The sequence below is a fragment of the Comamonas sp. FG99 genome (assembly GCF_057808605.1).
This window is the reverse complement of the sequence record NZ_JBMDII010000002.1, coordinates 15,620-36,745: the sequence shown is the minus strand read 5'-3', so window position 1 is coordinate 36,745 and position 21,126 is coordinate 15,620. Positions and strand designations below refer to the sequence as shown.

Below are 21,126 nucleotides of genomic sequence, written 5' to 3'. Positions count from 1 at the left end.
GTGCAATTCGACCTAAGGCAGGACTATCAGTGGGAAGTTCTTTAAGAAAATCAGCCGCCTGGCTGCACACCTGGAGCGGCCTGGTCGTCGGCTGGCTGCTGTTCTTCGTGTTCGTCACGGGAACAGCCGGCTATTTCCAGTACGAAATCACCCGCTGGATGCGGCCGGAGCAGGCAGTTGTACAGCCCCAGGCGCATGCGTTGCAAGACCTGCGGCGCATGACGGCGCTGGGGCTGGCGCGCCTGGAGCAGATGGCCCCCGAGGCGGCGAGCTGGCAGATCACGCTGCCGCACGCGGCTCTGGCAGGCCGCACTTGGCAAGAGTTCGGCGTGCGCTGGCAGCAGGTGCCCGAGCCCGGCCACGAGTTTGGCGCCTTCGTCACCGAGAAACTCGACCCTGGGACCGGCTCACTGCGGCCCCCTGAACCGGAGCCGCGAGCCACCACGGGCGGTAATGGGCTGTACCGCATGCACTATCTGCTGCACTACATGCCCTATGCATGGGGCATGCGCATCGTGGGCGTGTGCACCATGCTCATGCTGATTGCCATCGTCGCCGGCGTCATCACGCACAAGAAGATCTTCCAGGATTTCTTTACCTTCCGTCCCGGCAAGGGGCAGCGCTCGTGGCTGGATGCGCACAACGCCATCAGCGTCATGGCGCTGCCGTTCTTCCTGATGATCACCTACAGCGGGCTGGTGTTCTTCATGTTCACCTACATGCCTGCCGGGCGCGACATCCTCTACGGCACAGACAAGCAGAAAAGCTCAGCCTTCTACGAGGAGTTGTACGAAGAGCACGAACACAAGCATGCCGCCATCGGCATGCCAGCAACTCCGCCGGCACCCTTGGTTGCGCGGGCCTTTGGGGAATGGGGCGCAGGGCAATTGGCTTCCATCACCATTGAACGCCACGAAGGAGAGCCGCCTGAGATCATCCTGACTCGCGCGCCTCAGCAACGTCTGGATATCTGGACGGCCGACACCCTTCGCTTCAACGCCGATACAGGTGAACAACTGCATGCGGAGCCGCGTGCCGGTGGCAGCGCCGTGCTGACCCAGAGTGTGATGTTGAATCTGCACGAAGGCAACTTCGCCAGCATCTGGGGCCGCTGGCTGTACTTCATCGCCGGCCTGTTGGGTTGCGCCATGATCGGCACGGGCCTGGTTCTGTGGACGGTCAAGCGCCGCAGGTTTCACCTGAGTTCGGGCCGTGAGGAAGCCGAGGAGTTCGGCGTACGGCTGGTCGAGAATCTCAACGTTGCCACCATCGCCGGCCTGCCACTCGCTGTCGCAGGCTACTTCTGGGCCAACCGCCTGCTGCCATTGGACATGGCTGACAGGGCTGCCTGGGAGTCGCACAGCCTGTTCGCCCTGTGGTTGGGAACGCTGTTCTTTGCCTTGGCGCGGCCACTTGCACGTGCCTGGATCGAACTGCTCTGGGCCACCTGCGCGGCCTATGCGCTGGTGCCGGTAGTCAATGCGCTGACCACGGATCGGCACCTGGGCCGCAGCCTTCCCGATGCGTTGCATGGCAGCGACTGGGTGTTCGCGGGCTTTGACCTCACCATGCTGGGACTGGCTGGGGTCTTCGCCATCATGGCGCGCAAGGTACAGCGCCGTCTAGCACCTAAACCAGCTTTGGTTGGTTCGGGTACGGTTGCTTCGGCGGGAGGTGCGGCATGAGCAAGGCCGCCACGCTCACCCCCGCCTGCCGCTGGGCCGTGGCCTCGCGGGTGGCCGCGGCAGCCTTTGGCGGCTATGCCCTCGCATCGGCCGCGACAGTTCTCATGGCCTTGCTCTGGCCGGCCCCCAAGGCCCAGGGCGTGCTCTGGGCCACCATGCTGAGCTTCGCCGTCTACACGGTGGCGGTCATTGGGGTCTTCACCGCCAGAACAGCGGCGCGTGCCTGGCTTGGCATGCTTGTGGGCACTGCCGTGTGCAGCGGCCTGGCCTGGCTGCTGTGGCTCGGAGGTCGCGCATGACGGCTGCATTGACCGGAACCCATCTGGGCATCCTGGCCGTGAGCCTGCTGGCCTTCTTCGCGCTGGCGCTGGCAACCGAACGCCATGCCGAGCATTTGCTGGGCAGGCTTCCTGCACCGCACTGGCGGATGTTTGCCCGTGCCGCAGGCTGGCTGCTGCTGGCGGTGTCATTGTCCTGGGGCATTGCAGTTCTCGATGTCGGTGTCGGCATCACCTTCTGGCTCGGCTGGCTCACGGTGGCCGCACTGGCCTGGGTGTTTACCTTCCCGCGCTGGCCTTGGCAGCCACCCGTGCGCGAGAAGTTTGTACGGCCACCCAAGGCTGGCGCGGCAGAACCGGCAGTGCCTCGGAAGCGCAAGCGCAGAGCCCTCGCCATCGGGCTGCTGTTGGCCACCGTGGTCGTCTTCTCCATCGGCTTGGCCCGTGTGGAGAAGCAGCCACTCAAACGGCCAGATGCCATCCAAGGACAAGTCGGCCCCTGGCGATTCACTTTTGCCGAAGCGCATCGCGAGCCGCCAGAGCTCATGGAGATGGATGTCCCCATGAAGGAATACCGCCTGCGCTTTTGCGAGACCTGCGACAGCGGCATCCGCCAGGCCTATCTGAAGGTCAACCAACCGCGCTCGGCGCGAGCGGTTGGCATGGCCTTCATGGGCCAGCGCTGGGAGCGGCGGGTGGAAATACCGCTGCCGTCCACAACCCAGGCAGACAGCGAGCTGTGGCTGACCGTGGTGGGCAAGGATGGCTCCATCCACCAGACCGCATTGCGCATGGATCGTGCATCGCTGGCCAGCGTGGCGTGGTTCGCTGAAGAAAGGAAAGCCCATGCTCCGCGCTGAACGCATCACCGCCCGCTGGCTGCTTGCTTGGCTCCTGGCGCTGGGCAGCACCGCGGTGTACGCGCACGAGCCCGTGGCCCGCTGCTTCCTGCTGGATGAGGCCACCGTGCGCTGCCGGGGCGCGAGCAACGACGGCGACGAGATGCCGGGCGCGGGCATGGAGGTCTTTGCGCTGGATGGCACGCTGCTGATCGGCGGCAAGCTGGGAGCCGACTCCACCTGGACCTTCAGGAAACCCGCGCAGCCGTTCTATGTGCTGTTCGACACCGGGCCAGGCCTGCAGGTCACGGTCGAGCAGCAAGAGATCACCGCGCCGCCGCCCGGCCGCACGCCGCGCTGGATGCGAACATCCGTAAGCCGATAGAAGGAGAGGCCATGCTGCAGTTCCATTCATCACGACAGTCCGCGCAGCGGCGGATCGACGCAGGCCTGGCCGTCGCGGCGGGGCTGCTTGCCGCCACGCTGAGTTTCGAGGTGCTCCGCTAATGCGGTCGCACTCCACGCGGCGCCGGTGGCGGCCCGGCGGGGGCGGGCTCGCCCTGGTGGTCCTGATTCTGGCGACCGCTGCCGTGGGATGGCGCGCGCTGCGGCCTGATCCATCGCCGCAATGGCAGATCGCCACGGTCGGGCGCGGCGACATCGAATCCAGCGTCGCGGCCATCGGCACGCTGCAACCCCTGCGCTCGGTGGACGTGGGAGCGCAGGTATCGGGCCAGATCACCCGCATCCACGTGCAGGCGGGCGATACGGTCAGGAAGGGCCAACTGCTGGCCGAGATCGACGCCAGCGTGCTGGCGGCCACGGTGGAGGCCGGGCAGGCCCAGATCGCCGCACTGCGCGCCCAGCTGGACGATGCACAGGCCCAGGCGGAGCTGGCCGGGCAGCAGCACCGCCGCCAGCAGCAGTTGGTGCGCTATGAAGCCACCCGGCTGGAGGACGTGCAGACGGCCGCCGCCACGCTGCGCTCGGCGCGGGCCAAGGTGGCGCAGTACGAAGCCACGATCCGCCAGACGGCGGCCAGCCTGCGCGCCGACGAGGCGCGGCTGGGCTATACGCGCATCTACGCGCCCATCGCGGGCGTGGTGACGGGCATCGACGTGAAGGAAGGCCAGACACTCAACGCCACCTACCAGACGCCGACGGTGCTGCGCATCGCCGATCTCTCGCGCATGACGGTGTGGACCGATGTGTCCGAAGCCGACATTCGCCACGTCAAGGCGGGCCTGGCCGCCTACTTCACCACGCTTGGAGGGGACAGGCGCCGCTGGGGCGGAGCGGTGCGGCAGGTGCTGCCGGCGCCCCCCGTGCAGCCCGGTGCGAATGCCGCCAGCGCCGCCGCCGCTGCGGCGCCCGCCATGAAGGCCGTGCAGTACACCGTGCTGTTCGACGTGGACAATCCCGACGGCGCCCTGATGCCGCAGATGACCGCGCAGGTCACCGTGGTGGCTGCGGCGGCCCAGGGCGTGCTCACCGCCCCGCTGGCGGCATTCAAACCCGCCGACGACCCCAATGCCGACGATACCCACGAGGTCCGCCTGCTTGCCGAGCAGTCGCCCGACCAGGTGGTGGAAGTCCGCCGCGTGCGCCTGGGTGTGCGCGACCGGCTGCAGGCCGAAGTGCTGCAAGGGCTGAAGGAAGGCGATCGGATCATCACCGGCGAGGCGGTGCCGGCCGCCAGCCCCAGGAGGTTTCGCTGGTGACGTCGCTCATCGAGCTGCAGGGCATCCGCAAGCGCTACGGCGGCGGCGCCACGGGGCGGCCCGGGGTGGAGGTGCTGCGCGGCATCGATCTCACCATCCATGCCGGGGAATTCGTCGCCATCGTCGGCCAGTCCGGCTCGGGCAAGTCCACGCTGATGAATCTGCTCGGCTGCCTGGACAGGCCGAGCGAAGGCCGGTATCGCTTCAACGGCCGGGACGTGGCTGGGCTGGATGCGGACGAGCTGGCCTGGCTGCGCCGCGAGGCCTTCGGCTTCGTCTTCCAGGGCTACCACCTGATCGCCACCGACTCGGCGCGAGAGAACGTGGAGATGCCGGCGATCTATGCCGGCACCGGGGAGCAAGCCCGTGCGCTTCGTGCCAGCGCGCTCCTGGCCCGGTTGGGCTTGGCTGGCAAGCAGGAGCTGCGGCCCAATCAGCTGTCCGGCGGGCAGCAGCAGCGGGTGTCCATCGCACGGGCGCTGATGAACGGCGGGCGCATCATCCTGGCCGACGAGCCCACGGGCGCGCTGGATAGCGAAAGCGGCGCGGAAGTCATGGCGCTGCTGCACGAGCTGGCCGATGCGGGCCACACCATCATCCTGATCACGCACGACCGCGGGGTGGCGGCGCAGGCCCGGCGTGTCATCGAGATCCGCGACGGGCGCATCGTCGGCGACAGCCTGAAGGGCCAGGCCATGCCAGACCGCGCGCTCGCTGCCATCCCCGCTCCGAACACGGCACAGGCGCGGCTGGACCGGGGCATGCCGCTGCTGGCGGACCTGCGCGAGGCGCTGCGCTCGGCCTGGCGCTCCATGCGCACCCGCCGCTCGCGCACGGCCTTGACGCTGCTGGGCATCGTCATCGGGGTGGCCTCGGTCATCGTGATGCTGGCCGTGGGCATGGGGGCGCGCGAAGAAGTCGTGGCGCGCCTGGGCGCCATGGGCTCGACCGTCATGTACATCAATAATCGCACCCCGCCGCAAGGCGGCCCGGAAGGTGTGACGACCCTGGCCGATCTGGCCGAGATCGAGAAGCTGCCGCAGGTGGCGCATGCCATGCCCGTGGCGCGCGACCCGGCCATGGTGCGCCACGGCAACGTGGCCTGGCAGGCCGACACCATCGCGGCTACCCATGCGTGGCCAGCCATCCACCACTGGCCGGTGGCCGAAGGCCGCTTCTTCACCGCGGCGGAAGACGACGAACTGGCGCCGGTGGTGGTCATCGGGCAGAAGGTGCGCGAACGGTTCTTTGGGAATGAATCCCCGCTGGGCCGGCAGCTTCTGATAGGCAACACGCCGTTCCAGGTGGTCGGCGTGGTGGTGGAGAAGGGCGCGGGCGAAGGCGGCCGCTCCCAGGATGACCTGGTGGTGGTTCCCTACCGCTCGGGCATCTTGCGTGTCTTCCCGAACGGCCGCAGCTTCGATCCGCACTACACGGTGGTCCAGGCGCGGGATGCGGCCAATGTGCTGCCGGCGCAGGCGGCCATCGAGGCACTGCTGCGCCTGCGCCATGGGCGCGAGGATTTCTTCGTTGCCAATGCCGCCGCGCGCTTGCAGGCCGAGGCGCAGGCCAAGGATTCGATGACGACGATGCTCAGCCTGATTGCCGCCGTCTCGCTGCTGGTTGGGGGCATTGGCGTCATGAACGTGATGCTCATGGCGGTCAAGGAGCGCACGCGCGAGATCGGCATCCGCATGGCGACCGGGGCGCGGCAGCGGGACATCCAGCGGCAGTTCATGACGGAGGCGGTGCTGGTGACCATGGTCGGCGGTGCGGTGGGCGTGGCCGTGGGCCTGGGGATTGGCGCGGGGCTGATTTTCTGGGGCTCAGCCGTGGTGTTCTCGATCAGCGCCATGCTGCTGGCCTTTGGCTGCGCGGTGGTGACGGGGCTGGTGTTCGGCTTCATGCCGGCGCGGCAGGCGGCCAGGCTCGATCCGGTCGTGGCGCTGGCGGGCGAGTGACCAGGCTTGCAGGCCGCCTTCTCCCTTAGGGAGAAGGCGCCAGGCCTACTTCCACAGCGGGCACTGGGCTTCGGCCTTGGTGGCGAAGACCTGGTCGCCGGGCAGGGCCTTCACCAGCTTGAAGAAGTCGTGCCGGCCCTTGGATTCCTGCGGTGTCTTGACCTGCAGCAGGTACATGTCGTGCACATAGCGGCCGTTGGGCTGGATCGTGCCCTTGCCGAACATGTCGTCGAGCGGCTGCGACTTGAGCGCGGCCATGACCTTGTCCGGATCCAGGCTCTGGATGCGCTCGGCGGTCTTGAGGTAGGTCATGACCGATGAGTAATCTGACGCATGCAGCGAGGTGGGCATCTTCTTGGTGCGGGCGTAGTAGCGGTCGGTCCACTTGCGGGCCTCGGGCGTGCGGTCCCAGTACCAGCTGTCGGTGAACATCAGCCCGCCGGCCTGCTTGAGGCCCAGGCTTTCCACTTCGTTGGCGAACACCATCAGCGCCACCGGCTTCATCTTGGGGGTGACGCCGAATTCCTTCGCCGCCTTGAGCGAATTCATGAAGTCGCCGCCCGCATTGGCCAGGCCCAGGATCTGGGCCTTGGTGGCCTGCACCTGTACCAGGTAGGACGAGAAATCGTTGGCATGGAAGGGCGCGCGGATGGACTTGATGACCTGGCCGCCGCCCGCGGTGACGACCTTGGTCAGGTCGGCCTCCAGCGTGTGGCCGAAGGTGTAGTCGGCGGTGAGCAGGGCCCAGGTCTTGCCGCCTTGCTCCAGCACGGCGCGGCCGGTGCCGCGCGCGATGGCGGTGGTGTCGGAGTTGTAGTGCACCCAGTAGGGCGAGCATTTATCGCCGGTCAGCCCCGATGAGTAGGCGCCGTTGATGAGCAGCACGCGCTTTTTCTCGTTGGCCACCTGGCCCATGGCCAGCGCGGTGGCGGTGTTGGTGCCGGCGACCAGCAGCTGCACGTCCTGCTGGTCCACCCATTCGCGCGACTTGGTCGAGGCGATGTCGGCCTTGTTCTGGTGGTCGGCGCTCAGCAGCTCGATGGGGCGGCCCATGAGCTTGCCGCCAAAGTCCTCGATCGCCATCTGGATGGCGACCACGCCGCCCTTGCCGTCGCCGTCGGAATACTGGCTGGACATGTCGGTCAGAAAGCCGATGCGCACGGGGTCTTGCGCATGGGCCAGGCCGGCGGCGCCGGATGCGGCCAGCGCGATGGCGGCGAAAGAGGTCGGGGTGAGGGAAAAACGCATGCCGCAGGCTCCTTGTGGTGTGTTGTGTATGCAGGCCCAAAGGGTAGCGCTAAAAAAATCTATAGCGCAAGAGAGAAAACCTGCAAGCATGTCCCCGTGGTTTTTCGGAGGTTTTCCGGTGGTTTCATCGCGGCCTGTCAATGGAAGTCCCGGCTTTGCGTCCACAGGCCGGCCAGCCAGGGGCTCAGGTCGGTGAGCCGCCGGGCGATCAGGTTCTTGGCATGGCCTGCGCGCTGCCAGAGGCCATCGACCAGCAGCAGCCTGGACTGCACCAGCGCGGCGCGCTGCGTGTCGCGTATCCGGGGCCAGCAGATGACCTGCACCACGCCGGTCTCGTCTTCCAGGCTGACGAAGACCGTGCCCTTGGCGGTGCCGGGCTGCTGGCGCAGCGTGACGATGCCGCAGTGGCGCACCCAGTGGCCGTTGGGCACCTGGTGCAGGCTGGCGGCGGTGTGCACCTGGCGCAGTGCGAGCCGGGGCCGCAGCAGCGCCAGTGGATGGCGGCGCAGCGTGAGGCCGAGGGCGGCGTAGTCCCAGTGGATGTCTTCGCCCTCGGGCGCGGGCGGCAGCTCGAACAGATCTTCCTCAATGGGCGCGGATTGCAGCAGCGCGGGCGCCCGCATATGGCCGGCCGCCTGCCAGAGCTGGTTGCGGCGGTGGCCTTCGAGGCTGGCCAGCGCATCGGCGGCGGCCAGCAGCTTGAGCTCGCGCTGCGGCAGCCGGGCGCGCAGCGCCAGGTCTTGCGCGCTGTCGAAAGGCATGGCCGCCCGCGCCTGCACGATGCGCCGCGCGGCCGCCTGGGGCAATTGATCCACCAGGCGCAGGCCCAGGCGCACCGCGGGCATGGAGTGCTTGGCTTGCGGCTCTTCCAGCGTGCAGTCGATGCCGCTGTAGAGCACGTCGGCCGGCCGCACCTCGACGCCATGGCGGCGCGCATCCTGCACCAGCTGGCTGGCGCTGTAGAAGCCCAGCGGCTGGCTGTTGAGCATGGCGGCCAGGAACTCGGCCGGATGGTGGCGCTTGAGCCAGCAGCTGTAGTAGACCAGGATGGCGAAGCTGGCCGCATGGCTTTCGGGGAAGCCGTAGTTGGCGAAGCCCTTGATCTGCTCGAAGATGGCTTCGGCAAATTCGGGCTGGTAGCCGCGCTCCTGCATGCCGTCGATGAGCTTGCGGCGAAACGGGGCGAGGTCGCCGTGGCGCTTCCAGGCGGCCATGGCGCGGCGCAGCTGGTCGGCCTCGCCGGGCGTGAAGCCGGCCGCCAGCATGGCGATCTGCATCACCTGTTCCTGGAAGATCGGCACGCCGAGCGTGCGCTCCAAGGCCGGCCTGAGGTCGTCGTTTTCATACCGGACGGGCTCCAGCTGCTGGCGCCGGCGCAGGTAGGGGTGGACCATGCCGCCCTGGATGGGGCCGGGCCGCACGATGGCCACCTGCACCACCAGATCGTAGTAGCTGCGGGGCTTGAGGCGCGGCAGCATGCTCATCTGCGCGCGGCTTTCGATCTGGAACACGCCGATGGTGTCGGCCGCGCAGATCATGTCGTAGGTGGCTTCGTCGCCCGGCGGTATGTGCTCCAGCGCCAGCGCTTCGCCGCGGCTTTGGCCCACCAGGGCCAGCGCCTTGCGCAGCGCGGTCAGCATGCCCAGCGAGAGCACGTCGACCTTGAGCAGGCCCATGGCGTCGAGGTCGTCCTTGTCCCATTCGATGACGGTGCGCTTGTCCATCGCGGCGCGCTCCACCGGCACCATGCGCGACAGCGGCCCGCGCGTGAGCACGAAGCCTCCCACATGCTGCGACAGGTGGCGCGGAAAGCCGATGAGCGCCTGCGTCAGCTCCTGCAGCTGGCGCACCGCCAGGTCTTCGGGGTGCAGGCCGGCGCCGGCCAGCGCCTCGGGGCTGATGGCGTCGCCGTCCCACCAGTAGCGGCTCTTGCACAGCTGGTCGATGGCGGCAGGCGCGAAGCCCAGGGCCTTGCCCACGTCGCGGATGGCGGATTTGCTGCGGTAGCTGATGACCACCGCAGTGAGCGCCGCGCGGTGGCGGCCGTACTTGCTGTAGAGGTACTGGATGACTTCCTCGCGCCGCTCGTGCTCGAAGTCGATGTCGATGTCGGGCGGCTCGTTGCGCTCCTTGCTGATGAAGCGCGCGAACAGCAGCGTGGTCTGCTCGGGGCTGACCTCGGTCACCCCCAGGCAGTAGCAGACCACCGAGTTCGCGGCCGAACCCCGGCCCTGGCACAGGATGCCCTGGCTGCGCGCAAAGTGCACGATGTCGTACACCGTCAGAAAGTAGTGCTCGTAGCGCAGCTCGGTGATCAGCGCAAGCTCCTGTTCGAGGCGCTGCTGCATATCGGCGCCTATGCCGCCGCGAAAGCGCCGGGCCGCGCCCTCGTAGGTGACGCGGCGCAGGTAGGCGGCGGGCGTCTCGCCCGCGGGCACTACCTCGTCGGGGTACTGGTAGCGCAGCTCGTCCAGCGAAAAGCGGCAATGGCTGGCCACCCGCAGGGTCTCGGCCAGCAGCTCGGGCGGGTACAGCTGCGCCAGCCGCAGCCGGTGGCGCAGGTGCCGCTCGGCATTGGGCTGCAGCGCATGGCCGCAGGCCGTGAGGGGCCGGCCGGTGCGCGTGGCGCTGAGCACGTCCTGCAGCGGCTTGCGCGAGCGTACATGCATGTGCACGTCGCCCGCCGCCACGAGGGGAATGGCTGCGCCCGCGCCCATGCGCTGCAATCGGGCCAGCCACATCTCGTCGTCGAGCCGGCAGGCCTGGTGCACCGCGATCCAGCAGCGCTCGCCGAACAGCGCGCGCATCCAGCGGGCCAGGGCCTGCAGCTGGGCATCGCCGGCGTCGCGCTCTGGCGCCACCAGCACCACGCAATCCTCGAACGATCTTTTCTGCACGGCGGCCTGCGCCAGCAGGTATTGGCCCTTGGGCGACTTTCTGCGCAGCTTGGTGATCAGCGCGCACAGGTTGCCATAGCCGCGCAGGTTGCAGGCCAGCGCCACCAGCGTGAAGGGCGCGCCGCCGGGCACGGGCCGCACCGCGAACTGCGTGCCCACCAGCAGCGGCAGGCCGTGCTCGCGCGCGGCCACATGGGCGCGCACCATGCCGGCCATCGAGCATTCGTCGGCCAGCGCCAGCGCGCTGTAGCCCAGCTGCGCGGCGCGCGCCACCAGCTCGTGCGGATGGCTGGCGCCGCGCAGAAAGCTGAAGTTGCTCAGGCACCAGAGTTCGGCGTAGGGGGGGAGGATGTCGGCCATGGTGGGCGCTCAGGCGAAGATGCCGTGCAGGAACCAGGCGCCTTGCTCGCCCTCCAGCCGGGTCTGGTAGATCCACAGCATGCCGGCATGCGCGCTGGCGGCGATCCAGTAGTCGCGCACCGCGTTGTGCGCGGTTTGCTCCGCTGCTGTGCCGGGCTGGGCAAAGTCCGGGCTGCGGTGCCACCAGCCGCCCTCCAGCCGTTGCGGGCCCACCACCAGCTGCAGCGGGCCTTGGTACAGCGGGGCACCCTGGCTGTCGTGCGGCAGCGCCAGCGGTTGCTCCAGCAGGAAGCTGGGCTGGGGCAGGGCAGGCAGCGCCGCCTCGGCGGCCGGCAGCGGCTCGCCCGCCGGCTGCCAGTGCTGCTGCCATTCGGGGCGGTGGTCGTCGCGCAGCACCGGGCGCAGCACCTGGCCGGCACCCAGCCGCGCGGCAATGCGCTCCAGCACCTGGGGCAGGTGCTCGTGGCGCCGGGCGGGGTCGGGTAGCAGGTCGGCGGCGCTTTCCTGCAGCGGCTGCGGCTCGGGGGCGAGCAGCTCCAGCTCGACCACCGGGGCCTGCAGCACCACATGGGCCAGGTGCTCCTGCAGCAGGCGCTGCAGGTGATCGAGCTGCCGGGTGGAGGCGGCGGTGCGGATGCCCAGTTCGCCGCCGGCCGCGGCGGCGCTGCTGCGCAGCGCATCGTGGCGCCAGCGCAGCGTGAAATGGGTGATGCCCGCGCGCTGCGCTGCCAGCCAGCCGCACATCTGGCGCAGCAGCACCGCGGCGCCGTGCACGATGTGCGCGCTGCTGTCGGCGCGGTGCGCCAGCTCCAGCCGCGCCTGGAACTGCGCGGGCAGCTCGATCCAGGCGTGGGCCTCGGGCTGCAGGCCATAGGCCTGGTCCAGCGCCGCCAGCAGCTCCTTGCCGAAGCGGCGCACCACGCCGCCGCGCGGCAGCGCGCGCACCTGGCCCAGCGTGGCGCAGCCCAGGCGGGCCAGCGTAGGCGCATGGGCCTGAGCGGCATCGAGCGCCGCCAGGGGCAGGGCATCCAGCAGCTGCGGCAGCGGCTGGGCAAAGCCGTTGCGCTGGCCGCAGCGCGCCAGCGCCAGCGCCGCGAGGCTGGTGGGTGCCCAGGCCAGCGCCTGCACGCCCAGCAGCCCGCTTTCGCCGCGAATGCGGGCCGCCAGCGCCCGGGTGCCGCCAAACAGCCGCGCCGACGCGGACAGCTCCATCAGCACCGCGCCGGCAAGCATGGCGACGCGCGGCGTGAACTGCAGGCACCACCAGGCCAGGCCCTGTGGGGCCGCAGCCTCAGTGCCAGGCGGGCTCGGCGGTGGCGGGAGCAGGGCTGCCCAGAGCGGGGTCGGCATGCGAAACCTTGCGGGGGAAAGTGTCGGGCGGCGCCAGGCGGCCGCTGTAATGCAGCATGCGGGGCGTGAGCAGGCCGGCCAGCGCTGGCGGCACGGCGGGCAGCCGCAAGGCATCTGCCAGCGCCGGGCCGCGGCGCTTGAGGATGCGCAGCTGCAAAGCCCAGTCTGGCGCATGCGCCACCTGCAGGCGCAGGGGCGCGGCCGTGGCCATATGCAGGGCCGTGGCGGGGCGCACCAGGAACACCAGCCCGTCGAAGCGGTGCGCGGCGATCTGCAGGCGGCGTATCTGCTCGGGCCGCGCCTCGCGCAGCCAGGCGATGACGGTGCCCGCCGCGTTGGCGCTGATGAGCTGCTCGGTGGCCCAGAGCAGGTCTGGCGCCGAGGCATGGGCCACCCATACCAGCTGGCGGGGCGCGATGCCCGACTGCGCCAGGCCGGCGGCATGCGGTGGGTGCGGCGCGCCCAGCACGGCTACCGGCAGGCCCTGGGCGCTGCAGGCCCGCAGCGCATGCGCGGTCAGGCGCCATTCCACCGTGCCCCATTGCGGCGGCAGCAGCTCGGTCAGCCCATGGGTGGGCCAGCCGCCGCCGGGCAGCGCCCGGTCCAGCTCGGCCCAGCCCGTGGCCACCGCTGCCGCCCGCGACTGCGCCATGTCCGCGCCCGGCCACACGGCGGCGGCCACCGAGGGCGGCAGCCGGGCATGGGCTTGGGCGGCAGGAGAGTGGGGGCTGTGGCGAGGCATGATGAATACTGTTTATTTGTACAGTATGCACCAAAAGATCCAATAACACCAATACGGCAACCCTGGGCTGGGTTATTTCCCGGTTTTGACAGATCTGCGCCGCCGCCCTAAATTGCGCGGCGTGTGCTTCATTGGTGTTCAATGCGAGGCGCCCCACTGGGAGAGCGGCAAACGCTCCCACAATCCGTCGAGGATTGCATGATTACCTTGAACGTAAATGGGCGCTCGCGCCGTCTGGATGTGGCGGCGGACACGCCGCTGCTGTGGGTTTTGAGGGACTACCTGGGTTTTACCGGCACCAAGTTCGGTTGCGGAGCGGGCCTGTGCGGCGCCTGCACGGTGCATGTGGATGGCAAGGCCCTGCGCTCGTGCATCACCCCGGTGTCGGCCGTGGCCAAGGCGCGCATCACCACCATCGAAGGCCTGTCCAGCGACAACTCCCACCCGGTGCAGCAGGCCTGGATCGCCGAGCAGGTGCCGCAGTGCGGCTACTGCCAGTCGGGCATGCTCATGGCCGCGGCCGCGCTGCTCAAGGACAAGCCCCAGCCCACCAAGGCCGAGATCGCCGAGGCCATGACCAACGTGTGCCGCTGCGGCACCTATCCCCGGGTGGAGCGTGCTATCTTGCGCGCCGCCAAGGCTTGAGGAGGGCGCCGCCATGCAAGCAATGCAAGTGAATCGCCGCGACTTCCTCAAGACCGGCGGCGCGGCCGCCAGCCTGGTGCTGGGCTTCAGGCTGCCGGTTGCCGCGGCCCAGGGCCAGCCGGCCCGCGACCCGGACGATGTCAACGCCTGGCTGCGCATAGCGCCCGACGGCACGGTCACCATCATGGTGCCCTCGGCCGAGATCGGGCAGGGCGTGTACACCTCGGCGCCGATGCTGATCGCCGAGGAGCTGGAATGCGACTGGCGCCAGGTGCGCGCGCAGATCGCGCCCACCGACCCGGTCTATGCCAACCGCATGTTCAAGGTGCAGGCCACGGCCAGCAGCACCTCGTCGCGCTGGTCCTTCGAGCCGCTGCGCCGCATAGGCGCGGCCGCGCGCCTGATGCTGGTGGAGGCCGCCGCGCGCGAATGGAAGGTGAGCGCCGCCGAATGCACCGCGGTGCGCGGCCGCGTGCTGCATGCGGCCAGCGGGCGCATGCTGGGCTATAGCGAGCTGGCGCCCAAGGCGGCGCTGCTGCCGCGGCCCGACGTGGCCAGGATCGCGCTCAAGCCCAGGCCCGAGTGGCAGCTCATCGGCCAGCCGGTGCAGCGGCTGGACATTCCGCTCAAGACCAACGGCAGCGCAGTCTTTGGCGTGGATGTGAAGGTGCGCGGCATGCTCATCGGCACCGTGGCGGCCAGCCCGGTGCGCGGTGGCAGGCTCAAGCCCTTCGACGACAAGCCAGCGCTGGCGGTCAAGGGCGTGCACCAGGTCGTGCCGCTGACCGGCAGCGCCGTGGCCGTGCTGGGCGAGAGCTACTGGCCGGCGAAGCAGGGCCTGTCCAAGCTGCAGCTTGACTGGCAAGCGCCCGAGGGCCCGCTGGTGGACAGCAAGGCCATGCTGGCCCAACTGCGCAGCGCCGCGGCGCAGACCGACACCGTGGCCAGGCGCATTGGCGATCCTGAAACCGCGCTGCGCCAGAGCGCCCAGCGCGTGGAGGCCGAATACGAGGTGCCGTACCTGGCCCATGCGACCATGGAGCCGATCAACGCCACCGCCGATGTGCGCGCCGACCGGGCCGAGATCTGGGGCCCGACCCAGGTCTGCGGCGAGATCGCCGCGCGCCTGGCGCCGCACCTGGGCCTGCCGGCCGAGCGCATCACGGTGCACTCCACCTTCGTGGGCGGGGGCTTCGGGCGGCGCGAGGAGTTCGACATCTTCATCCAGGCGGCGCTGGCCTCGCAGGCGGCCAGGCGCCCGGTCAAGCTGATCTGGTCGCGCGAGGAGGACATTCAGCAGGACTTCTACCGCCCGGCGGCAGCCGCGCGCTTTGCGGCGGTGCTGGGCGAGGGCGGCGGCGTGCTGGCGCTGGAGGCCCGGCTGGCCTGCTCGTCCATCTATATCCGCAACTTCCCCGAGCGGGTGAAGAACGGCGTCGACCCGAAATCGGTGGAGGGCGTGGTGGACGTGCCCTATGCGCTGCCGCATTTCGGCGTGCGCTATGCGATGGTCAACAGCGCGATACCGGCGGGCTTCTGGCGCGGCGTGGGCTATACGCAGAATTGCTTCTTCTTCGAGAGCTTCATCGACGAGCTGGCCCACCAGGCCCGGCGCGATCCGCTGGACTTTCGCCTGGCATTGCTCAAGGAGCAGCCCCGCCACGCCGAGCTGCTGCGGCGCCTGGCCAGCCGCGCGGGCTGGGGCAAGGCTGCCTCGGGCCGCTACCTGGGCCTGGCGCTGTCCGAGGCCTGGGGCTCGATCTGCGGCACCGCGGTGGAGCTGTCGGTGCAGGACAAGCGCATCACCATCCACCGCGTGGTCTGCGCCGTGGACTGCGGCACCGTGATCAATCCGGCCACGGTGCAGCGCCAGTTGGAGGGCGCCACCATCTGGGGCCTGACGGCCGCGGCCTTCGGCGAGATCAGCATCGAGCAAGGCAAGGTGCTGCAGTCCAACTTCCACGACTACCCCATGCTGCACCTGGCGCAGACGCCGCCGATAGAGACCGAGCTGATCGAGAGCGGGGCAAAAATAGGCGGCGTGGGCGAATCGGGCGTGCCGCCGCTGGCGCCGGCGCTGGCCAATGCGCTGTTCGCCGCCACCGGCGAGCGGCTGCGCTCGCTGCCGCTGTCGCGCCATGGCTATGCGCTGGCATAGGCCAGCCGGGGCTCAAAGCCCCAGCACGCGGGCCACGTAGTCGGCATCCTTGTCGCCGCGGCCCGAGAGGTTGACGAGGATGTGCCGGTCCTTGGCCTGCGTGGGCGCTACCCGCATGGCCCAGGCCACGGCGTGGGCGCTCTCCAGTGCCGGGATGATGCCTTCCACGCGCGACAGCTGCATGAAGGCGTCCAGGCATTCCTTGTCGCTGACGGCCTCGTACTGCACGCGGCCCAGATCCTTGAGGTAGCTGTGCTGCGGGCCCACGCCGGGATAGTCCAGACCCGAGGCAATGCTGTGCACCGCGGCCGGCGTGCCGTCGGCGTTCTCCAGCACGTAGCACTTCATGCCGTGGATTTCGCCGGGCTTGCCCATGCTCAGCGTGGCCGCATGGCGGCCGGGCTTGTCCACGCCTTCGCCCGAGGGCTCCACGCCCACCAGCTTCACCTCCGCATCGTTCAGGAAGGCGGTGAACATGCCCATGGCATTGCTGCCGCCGCCCACGCAGGCCGCCACATGGTCGGGCAGCTTGCCGTGCTTGGCCAGGAACTGCTCGCGCGCCTCGCGGCCGACGATGGACTGGAAGTCGCGCACCATCATCGGGAACGGGTGCGGGCCCACCACCGAGCCGATGGCGTAGAGGTAGTCGCTGGGGTTGGTGAGGTATTCCTCGAAGGCGCTGTCCACGGCTTCCTTGAGCGTGGCCGCGCCGCGCGTGACGGGAACGAGCTTGCAGCCCAGGATGCGCATCTTGGTGACGTTGGGGTGTTCCTTCTCGATGTCCACCTGGCCCATGTGGATCTCGCAGGGAATGCCCACCAGGGCGCAGGCAGTGGCCAGGGCCACGCCGTGCTGGCCGGCGCCGGTTTCGGCGATGACCTTTTTCTTGCCCATGAACCTGGCCAGCAGCGCCTCGCCCAGGCAATGGTTGATCTTGTGCGCGCCGGTGTGGTTCAGGTCCTCGCGCTTGAGGTGGATCTGCGCGCCGCCGAGCTGCGCCGACAGGCGCCGGGCGTGGAAGATGGGGCTGGGCCGGCCCACGTAGTCGGCGAACAGCTGGGCCAGCTCTTGCTGGAAGTCTTCGCGCTGGGTGATCTCGGCATAGGCGGCGTTGATGTCGTCCATGGCCTGCTTGAGGTGCGGCGGCACCAACTGGCCGCCGTAGGGGCCGAAGAAGCCGTCGGCATCGGGCATGGGGGCGAAGGCGAGGGTGGTGGTCATGTCTGGGTTGTCTCTATGCGTAGTTGATATTGGGGCGCCAGAGGCGTGCGGGCAATGTAGTCGAAGTGCAGGCGGCGGAAGGCCCCTCAGGCCAGCCCATACTCGAAGTCGTAGAAATGCTGGCCGCCCTCGATGCGGATGGCCATCTGGCCAGACAGGCCGGCCAGCTCGCCGGTGCCAGAGTCTGGCACCACTTCGAGCACGAGCCGGGGCTGGCCCTTGTCCATGGTGCCGAAGTGCTGCAGCACAAAGCTGCCGCGCCGGCCGGCGAGCGTGCCGTGCACCTGCTCCACGGCCACATAGCCGGCAGAGCCCTTCACCGGCGTGCCGGCGCTGAGCATCTCGCCCTGGCTGGCGGCCTGCAATTCGCCATGGAATTGCTTGTCGATGGACATGCGGCCGAGGCTGATGCCATCGCTGCCCTGTGCATGGGCGGCCAGCGGGCGTAGCTGTACTTCAAAGGTTCCGGTGATACTGAGCATGTCGGACTCCGATGGAATGCGTGAAAAAGGTGCATGGTAAGCCATGCACCGGGTGTGGCCGCAGGCAGTGGCTGGGCAGCGATTTTGCAGGCTTTGGATGGTGCTGGAGAAATCCAGTGCGCCGTTGCCGCAGGCGATTTTGCCGGTCAACCCGCATGCGCCTTAACAGTTCGATGCTCTCTATACGCCGCAGCCAACGTCCGCAGGGCTTCACGAGAACGCCGATCCGTGAGCGTCGAATGCAGCACGATCCGTGACGACGGCAGTTCTGGCAGGCCCAAGCGCTGACCGACCTCGACGGTATCGACCGGCGCCAACCGGCAGGAGAACGCGGCCACTGCCAAACCTGCGGAAACAGCGGCCATGACGGCGGCATGGCCACCCCCGACAAACACCTCGCTCCATTCGATACCAGCGGACGTAAGGGCCTGGGTTGCAATGTCGCGCACACCGCAGCAAGGGGCCAGCGCCGCCAAGCGCAACGGCTGGCCAGGCTGTTGATGAAAGCCCGGCGCCGCAAACCAGCCAAAGTGCTCCGGCCCCAAGTCTTCACCATCACGGCGATGGTCTTCCTGGCGAACGATCACCGCATCCAGCTCGCCGCCATCGAAGGCACTGAGCAGGCTGTGCGAGTTTTCCAGCCGAACTTCGATGGTCAAGGCCGGGTCGCGCTCGTTCAGCCGGGCCAGCAATGTAGGAACTTCGGGCCCAGCGACGTGTTCAGCAATGCCCAGGCGGAACCGACGGCATTCGCAGGACAGGGCCGCCATCGCGCGGTCGTGCGCGGCAATGAACTCACGTGCAGGGTTGACGAACGATGCCCCCTGTGCTGACAGGCGAACCAGCCGGGGCGTGCGCTCGATCAGCTTGTGGCCGAGGCGTTCTTCCAGGCGCTTGAGCTTGACGCTGATGGCGCCTTGGGTCGTCCCCAAGGCTTCGGCGGCTTTGGTGAAGCTCTGAAAGTCGGCGATGGCGACGAACGCTTGCATCGACTCCACATCCAAGGCTGAGCGGCTCATTAATCATCCAAATTTGTTGTCTCTGATATGTTCAATCATACCGTTGTCAAATAGATGATGGCTTCCTAGCATTCTTCCTGAGATGCCGCGCGTGCATTTTTCGCGTTGGCAGGCTTTTACATAGGTCTCTTGGAAGGTATTCATGACTCCCTCAACTTCGCGCCAGGGTGTGTTTGCTCTGGCTGCCGTCTGCCTGTCCGCATTGATGCTGGGCCTGGAAATCTCCAGCGTGCCGCCCATCCTGTCCACCATCGAGCAGGTCATGGGGGCGAGCTTTCGGCAGCTTCAATGGGTCATGGCGGCCTACACCATCGCCATGACCACGATCCTGATGGCCGTCGGAACCCTGGCCGACCGTTATGGCCGCAAGCGCGTCTTCACCATCGGCATCGTCGCCTTCGGTATGACCTCGCTGGTGTGTGGCCTGACGCAAAGCGCCGCCGTGCTGATCGTGGCCCGGTTTTTCCAGGGCCTGAGCGCGGCCATGATGCTGATCTGCCAGATCGCCATCTTGTCCACCCAGTTCCGGGATGGTGAGCAGCGCGGCAAAGCCTTCGCCTGGTGGGGCATCGTCTTCGGCGCCGGCCTGGGATTCGGCCCCATCGTGGGCGGTGCGATCCTGGCGCTGGCGAATTGGGAATGGGTGTTTCTGATCCACGTCGCCCTGGCCGTCGTGACCTTGCTGCTGACTCGGGCTGGTGTCCAGGAATCGCGTGATCCGCACGCGACGCGCCTGGACATCGCCGGCATCGTCACGCTGTCGGTGGCCGTGTTCTGCCTCGTGCTGTTCGTCACCCAAGGGCCGGTGCTCGGCTTCGGCAGCCCTGCGGCATTGGGCATCATCGGCTTGTCCGCCTTGAGCCTGGTCGGCTTCATCGTGGCCGAGCGCGTCAGTGCCAGGCCAATGATCGAGTTCTCGGTATTCCGCGTGCGCAACTTCTCGGGTGCGCTGCTGGGCTCGATGGGGCAGAACTTCAGCTTCTGGCCCTTCATCATCTACCTGCCGATCTACTTCCACGTGGGCTTGGGGTATGACAGTGTGCAGACGGGACTGGCGCTGCTGGCCTACACCCTGCCCACGCTGTTCGTTCCGCCGCTGGCCGAGCGCCTGGCGGAGCGCTGGCAGCCCGGCATCGTGATCCCGCTGGGCATGTCCACCATCGGCCTGGGCTTCGTGCTGATGAAGATCGGCAGCGTATCCGCGCAGCCGGGCTGGCTGATCCTGCCGGGCTGCGTGCTGGCCGGCATCGGCCTGGGCCTGACCAACACGACCGCCACCAACACCATCACCGCTTCCGTCGCGGCGGAGCGGGTCGGGATGGCGTCCGGCGCGGACACCAGCGCGCGGATGATCTCGCTGGCCTTCAATATCGCCGTGATGGGCTTCGTGCTGGTGCAGGGCGTCATGGCCCATCTGCGCGAAGCGCTGGGCCTGGGGGAAACGACCGAGCTGCGCCACTTCGCGGAAAAGATCGCGGCGGGCGACGTGACGCTCGCGCAGCAGAACGCGGGATGGCTGGTGAACGTCGCTTCGCCTCAGGACGCGATCAATACCGCACTGGTGGCGGGATCCGGCTGGGTGATGGTGTATGGCGCCATCAGCGTCTTCGTGCTGGCGCTCGCCAGCTGCTTCGTCTTCTCACCGGGCAAGGCCGCGCGGCGCGATGGCAGCGCCACACAGGGCCAATCGGCATAGGGGCGACATGATGAATATCGGAATCATCGGTGCCGGCCCTATGGCGCAGGCCGTGGGTTGGCTGGCCGTCAAGGCGGGCCATCGCGTCATGATGAGCAACTCACGCGGGCCACATACCCTTGCGGGGTTGCGCGATGCAATGGGTTGCGAGACAGGAAGCGTGGCCGAGGCGGCAGAGTTCGGGGATATCGCCTTTGCCGCCATCCCGCTGCAAGCCTGGCGGGCCATTCCGGCAGAATCGCTGGAGGGAAAGGTCGTCCTCAATCCGCAGAACTACTTTCCTCAGTTTGGGCGCATTCCAGAGCTGGAGCGTGGGGAGCTGACGACGGCGGAGCTTTTGGCCAGGCATCTTCCGAAGTCGCACGTGGTCAAGACGTTGAATTCGATTCTCGTCGAAGAAATCGTGTCCGATGCGCGGCCGGCTGGAGCAAAGGATCGCCGTGCGCTCCCTGTCGCTGGCGACGACTTGAGTGCGAAGAAAACGGCCATCGAATTCCTTGACCAGATCGGCTATGACGCCATCGATGCCGGGATGCTTGCAGATGGTTGGAAATTCGAGCGGCGCAGGCCTGTCTATTGTGTGCCCCTGAATAGGGCGATGCTGATAGAGGGGTTGGCTGCGACGACAAGGGACGGGCTTATGCCCGAGGGACATTGGCGCCATCAACGAGGCATCCGCGCCCGATGGCGTGATGCGTAGGAGGATGGTGTGTGGAACTGCGCCATCTTCCATCCCTTTTAGCCGTCGCCGAAGAGCTTCACTTCGCCCGCGTCGCCGAGCGATTGCCTGTTGAGCGATCGCTGCTCTCCGGCTCCATCAAGAA

18 protein-coding genes and 1 pseudogene are annotated in these 21,126 nt (G+C 68.1%); 11 read left to right on the top strand and 8 right to left on the bottom strand.

The annotated features are described in order from the left end of the window. Positions 1 to 29 precede the first annotated feature (29 nt). From ACODRX_RS01620 to ACODRX_RS01595, 6 genes are all read left to right on the top strand, one after another. Positions 30 to 1,685, top strand: coding sequence for a PepSY-associated TM helix domain-containing protein (locus ACODRX_RS01620; RefSeq protein WP_488869290.1), 1,656 nt, complete (start codon positions 30 to 32; stop codon positions 1,683 to 1,685). Then, a complete protein-coding gene (locus ACODRX_RS01615) occupies positions 1,682 to 1,984 on the top strand; it encodes an iron transporter (RefSeq protein WP_488869289.1) in 303 nt (100 codons plus the stop codon). Before ACODRX_RS01620 ends, ACODRX_RS01615 begins: the two co-directional genes overlap by 4 nt. After that, positions 1,981 to 2,823 (top strand): DUF3325 domain-containing protein, encoded by an 843-nt coding sequence (locus ACODRX_RS01610; RefSeq protein ID WP_488869288.1) that lies wholly within the window; start codon positions 1,981 to 1,983, stop codon positions 2,821 to 2,823. The genes ACODRX_RS01615 and ACODRX_RS01610 overlap by 4 nt, the downstream gene beginning before the upstream one ends. Next, on the top strand, positions 2,810 to 3,187 hold the full coding sequence (locus ACODRX_RS01605) for a hypothetical protein (protein WP_488869287.1): 378 nt from the start codon (positions 2,810 to 2,812) through the stop codon (positions 3,185 to 3,187). Before ACODRX_RS01610 ends, ACODRX_RS01605 begins: the two co-directional genes overlap by 14 nt. Before the next feature lie 121 nt (positions 3,188 to 3,308). After that, positions 3,309 to 4,523 (top strand): efflux RND transporter periplasmic adaptor subunit, encoded by a 1,215-nt coding sequence (locus ACODRX_RS01600; protein ID WP_488869286.1) that lies wholly within the window; start codon positions 3,309 to 3,311, stop codon positions 4,521 to 4,523. Further along, positions 4,520 to 6,484, top strand: a complete 1,965-nt coding sequence (locus ACODRX_RS01595) for an ABC transporter permease (protein WP_488869285.1) — start codon at positions 4,520 to 4,522, stop codon at positions 6,482 to 6,484. The genes ACODRX_RS01600 and ACODRX_RS01595 overlap by 4 nt, the downstream gene beginning before the upstream one ends. Before the next feature lie 45 nt (positions 6,485 to 6,529). On the opposite strand, the gene ACODRX_RS01590 is transcribed toward ACODRX_RS01595, so the two are convergent. The 4 genes from ACODRX_RS01590 to imuA all read right to left on the bottom strand — a co-directional run bounded on the left by ACODRX_RS01590 (position 6,530) and on the right by imuA (position 13,081). Further along, positions 6,530 to 7,732 (bottom strand): ABC transporter substrate-binding protein, encoded by a 1,203-nt coding sequence (locus ACODRX_RS01590; RefSeq protein ID WP_488869284.1) that lies wholly within the window; start codon positions 7,730 to 7,732, stop codon positions 6,530 to 6,532. 137 nt (positions 7,733 to 7,869) lie between these two features. Next, entirely contained in the window at positions 7,870 to 10,989 is a 3,120-nt protein-coding gene (locus tag ACODRX_RS01585; protein WP_488869283.1) for an error-prone DNA polymerase, read from the bottom strand. A gap of 9 nt (positions 10,990 to 10,998) precedes the next feature. Further along, positions 10,999 to 12,339 (bottom strand): Y-family DNA polymerase, encoded by a 1,341-nt coding sequence (locus ACODRX_RS01580; RefSeq protein ID WP_488869282.1) that lies wholly within the window; start codon positions 12,337 to 12,339, stop codon positions 10,999 to 11,001. Beyond that, entirely contained in the window at positions 12,281 to 13,081 is an 801-nt protein-coding gene (gene imuA / locus ACODRX_RS01575) for a translesion DNA synthesis-associated protein ImuA (protein ID WP_488869281.1), read from the bottom strand. Before imuA ends, ACODRX_RS01580 begins: the two co-directional genes overlap by 59 nt. Before the next feature lie 198 nt (positions 13,082 to 13,279). Between imuA and ACODRX_RS01570 the strand changes: the two genes are divergently transcribed. Both ACODRX_RS01570 and ACODRX_RS01565 read left to right on the top strand, forming a co-directional pair. Then, positions 13,280 to 13,726, top strand: coding sequence for a (2Fe-2S)-binding protein (locus ACODRX_RS01570; protein WP_488869280.1), 447 nt, complete (start codon positions 13,280 to 13,282; stop codon positions 13,724 to 13,726). Positions 13,727 to 13,739: 13 nt separating this feature from the next. Next, entirely contained in the window at positions 13,740 to 15,884 is a 2,145-nt protein-coding gene (locus ACODRX_RS01565; RefSeq protein WP_488869279.1) for a xanthine dehydrogenase family protein molybdopterin-binding subunit, read from the top strand. A gap of 12 nt (positions 15,885 to 15,896) precedes the next feature. Here ACODRX_RS01565 and trpB read toward each other — a convergent pair whose 3' ends face one another. The 4 genes from trpB to ACODRX_RS01545 form a co-directional block, all read right to left on the bottom strand. Then, entirely contained in the window at positions 15,897 to 17,105 is a 1,209-nt protein-coding gene (gene trpB / locus ACODRX_RS01560) for a tryptophan synthase subunit beta (protein WP_488869278.1), read from the bottom strand. A gap of 86 nt (positions 17,106 to 17,191) precedes the next feature. Next, positions 17,192 to 17,587: a DUF3224 domain-containing protein gene (locus tag ACODRX_RS01555; RefSeq protein ID WP_488869277.1), complete on the bottom strand. Its 396-nt coding sequence runs from the start codon at positions 17,585 to 17,587 to the stop codon at positions 17,192 to 17,194. Positions 17,588 to 17,733: 146 nt separating this feature from the next. After that, entirely contained in the window at positions 17,734 to 18,606 is an 873-nt protein-coding gene (locus ACODRX_RS01550; protein ID WP_488869276.1) for a LysR substrate-binding domain-containing protein, read from the bottom strand. Positions 18,607 to 18,609: 3 nt separating this feature from the next. Further along, positions 18,610 to 18,750, bottom strand: a complete 141-nt coding sequence (locus ACODRX_RS01545) for a hypothetical protein (RefSeq protein ID WP_488869275.1) — start codon at positions 18,748 to 18,750, stop codon at positions 18,610 to 18,612. Here ACODRX_RS01545 and ACODRX_RS01540 point away from each other — a divergent pair. From ACODRX_RS01540 to ACODRX_RS01530, 3 genes and pseudogenes are all read left to right on the top strand, one after another. Further along, a complete protein-coding gene (locus ACODRX_RS01540) occupies positions 18,749 to 20,302 on the top strand; it encodes an MFS transporter (RefSeq protein WP_488869274.1) in 1,554 nt (517 codons plus the stop codon). The two genes, ACODRX_RS01545 and ACODRX_RS01540, sit on opposite strands and share 2 nt — an antisense overlap. Before the next feature lie 7 nt (positions 20,303 to 20,309). Next, complete coding sequence (locus ACODRX_RS01535; RefSeq protein WP_488869273.1) at positions 20,310 to 21,002, top strand: NADPH-dependent F420 reductase; 693 nt, start codon at positions 20,310 to 20,312, stop codon at positions 21,000 to 21,002. An 11-nt stretch (positions 21,003 to 21,013) separates the two neighbouring features. Further along, a pseudogene (locus tag ACODRX_RS01530) lies at positions 21,014 to 21,124 on the top strand (LysR family transcriptional regulator); the annotation flags it as partial. Positions 21,125 to 21,126: the final 2 nt, after the last annotated feature.

What these genes read in the sequence shown, in the direction of transcription:
- ACODRX_RS01615 (WP_488869289.1), top strand. Translation starts at nt 1,682, where the DNA reads ATGAGCAAGGCCGCCACGCTCACCCCCGCCTGCCGCTGGGCCGTGGCC.
- ACODRX_RS01610 (WP_488869288.1), top strand. Translation starts at nt 1,981, where the DNA reads ATGACGGCTGCATTGACCGGAACCCATCTGGGCATCCTGGCCGTGAGC.
- ACODRX_RS01605 (WP_488869287.1), top strand. Translation starts at nt 2,810, where the DNA reads ATGCTCCGCGCTGAACGCATCACCGCCCGCTGGCTGCTTGCTTGGCTC.
- ACODRX_RS01600 (WP_488869286.1), top strand. Translation starts at nt 3,309, where the DNA reads ATGCGGTCGCACTCCACGCGGCGCCGGTGGCGGCCCGGCGGGGGCGGG.
- ACODRX_RS01590 (WP_488869284.1), bottom strand. Translation starts at nt 7,732, where the DNA reads ATGCGTTTTTCCCTCACCCCGACCTCTTTCGCCGCCATCGCGCTGGCC.
- ACODRX_RS01585 (WP_488869283.1), bottom strand. Translation starts at nt 10,989, where the DNA reads ATGGCCGACATCCTCCCCCCCTACGCCGAACTCTGGTGCCTGAGCAAC.
- ACODRX_RS01580 (WP_488869282.1), bottom strand. Translation starts at nt 12,339, where the DNA reads ATGCCGACCCCGCTCTGGGCAGCCCTGCTCCCGCCACCGCCGAGCCCG.
- imuA (WP_488869281.1), bottom strand. Translation starts at nt 13,081, where the DNA reads ATGCCTCGCCACAGCCCCCACTCTCCTGCCGCCCAAGCCCATGCCCGG.
- ACODRX_RS01570 (WP_488869280.1), top strand. Translation starts at nt 13,280, where the DNA reads ATGATTACCTTGAACGTAAATGGGCGCTCGCGCCGTCTGGATGTGGCG.
- ACODRX_RS01565 (WP_488869279.1), top strand. Translation starts at nt 13,740, where the DNA reads ATGCAAGCAATGCAAGTGAATCGCCGCGACTTCCTCAAGACCGGCGGC.
- trpB (WP_488869278.1), bottom strand. Translation starts at nt 17,105, where the DNA reads ATGACCACCACCCTCGCCTTCGCCCCCATGCCCGATGCCGACGGCTTC.
- ACODRX_RS01555 (WP_488869277.1), bottom strand. Translation starts at nt 17,587, where the DNA reads ATGCTCAGTATCACCGGAACCTTTGAAGTACAGCTACGCCCGCTGGCC.
- ACODRX_RS01550 (WP_488869276.1), bottom strand. Translation starts at nt 18,606, where the DNA reads ATGAGCCGCTCAGCCTTGGATGTGGAGTCGATGCAAGCGTTCGTCGCC.
- ACODRX_RS01540 (WP_488869274.1), top strand. Translation starts at nt 18,749, where the DNA reads ATGACTCCCTCAACTTCGCGCCAGGGTGTGTTTGCTCTGGCTGCCGTC.
- ACODRX_RS01545 (WP_488869275.1), bottom strand. Translation starts at nt 18,750, where the DNA reads ATGAATACCTTCCAAGAGACCTATGTAAAAGCCTGCCAACGCGAAAAA.
- ACODRX_RS01535 (WP_488869273.1), top strand. Translation starts at nt 20,310, where the DNA reads ATGATGAATATCGGAATCATCGGTGCCGGCCCTATGGCGCAGGCCGTG.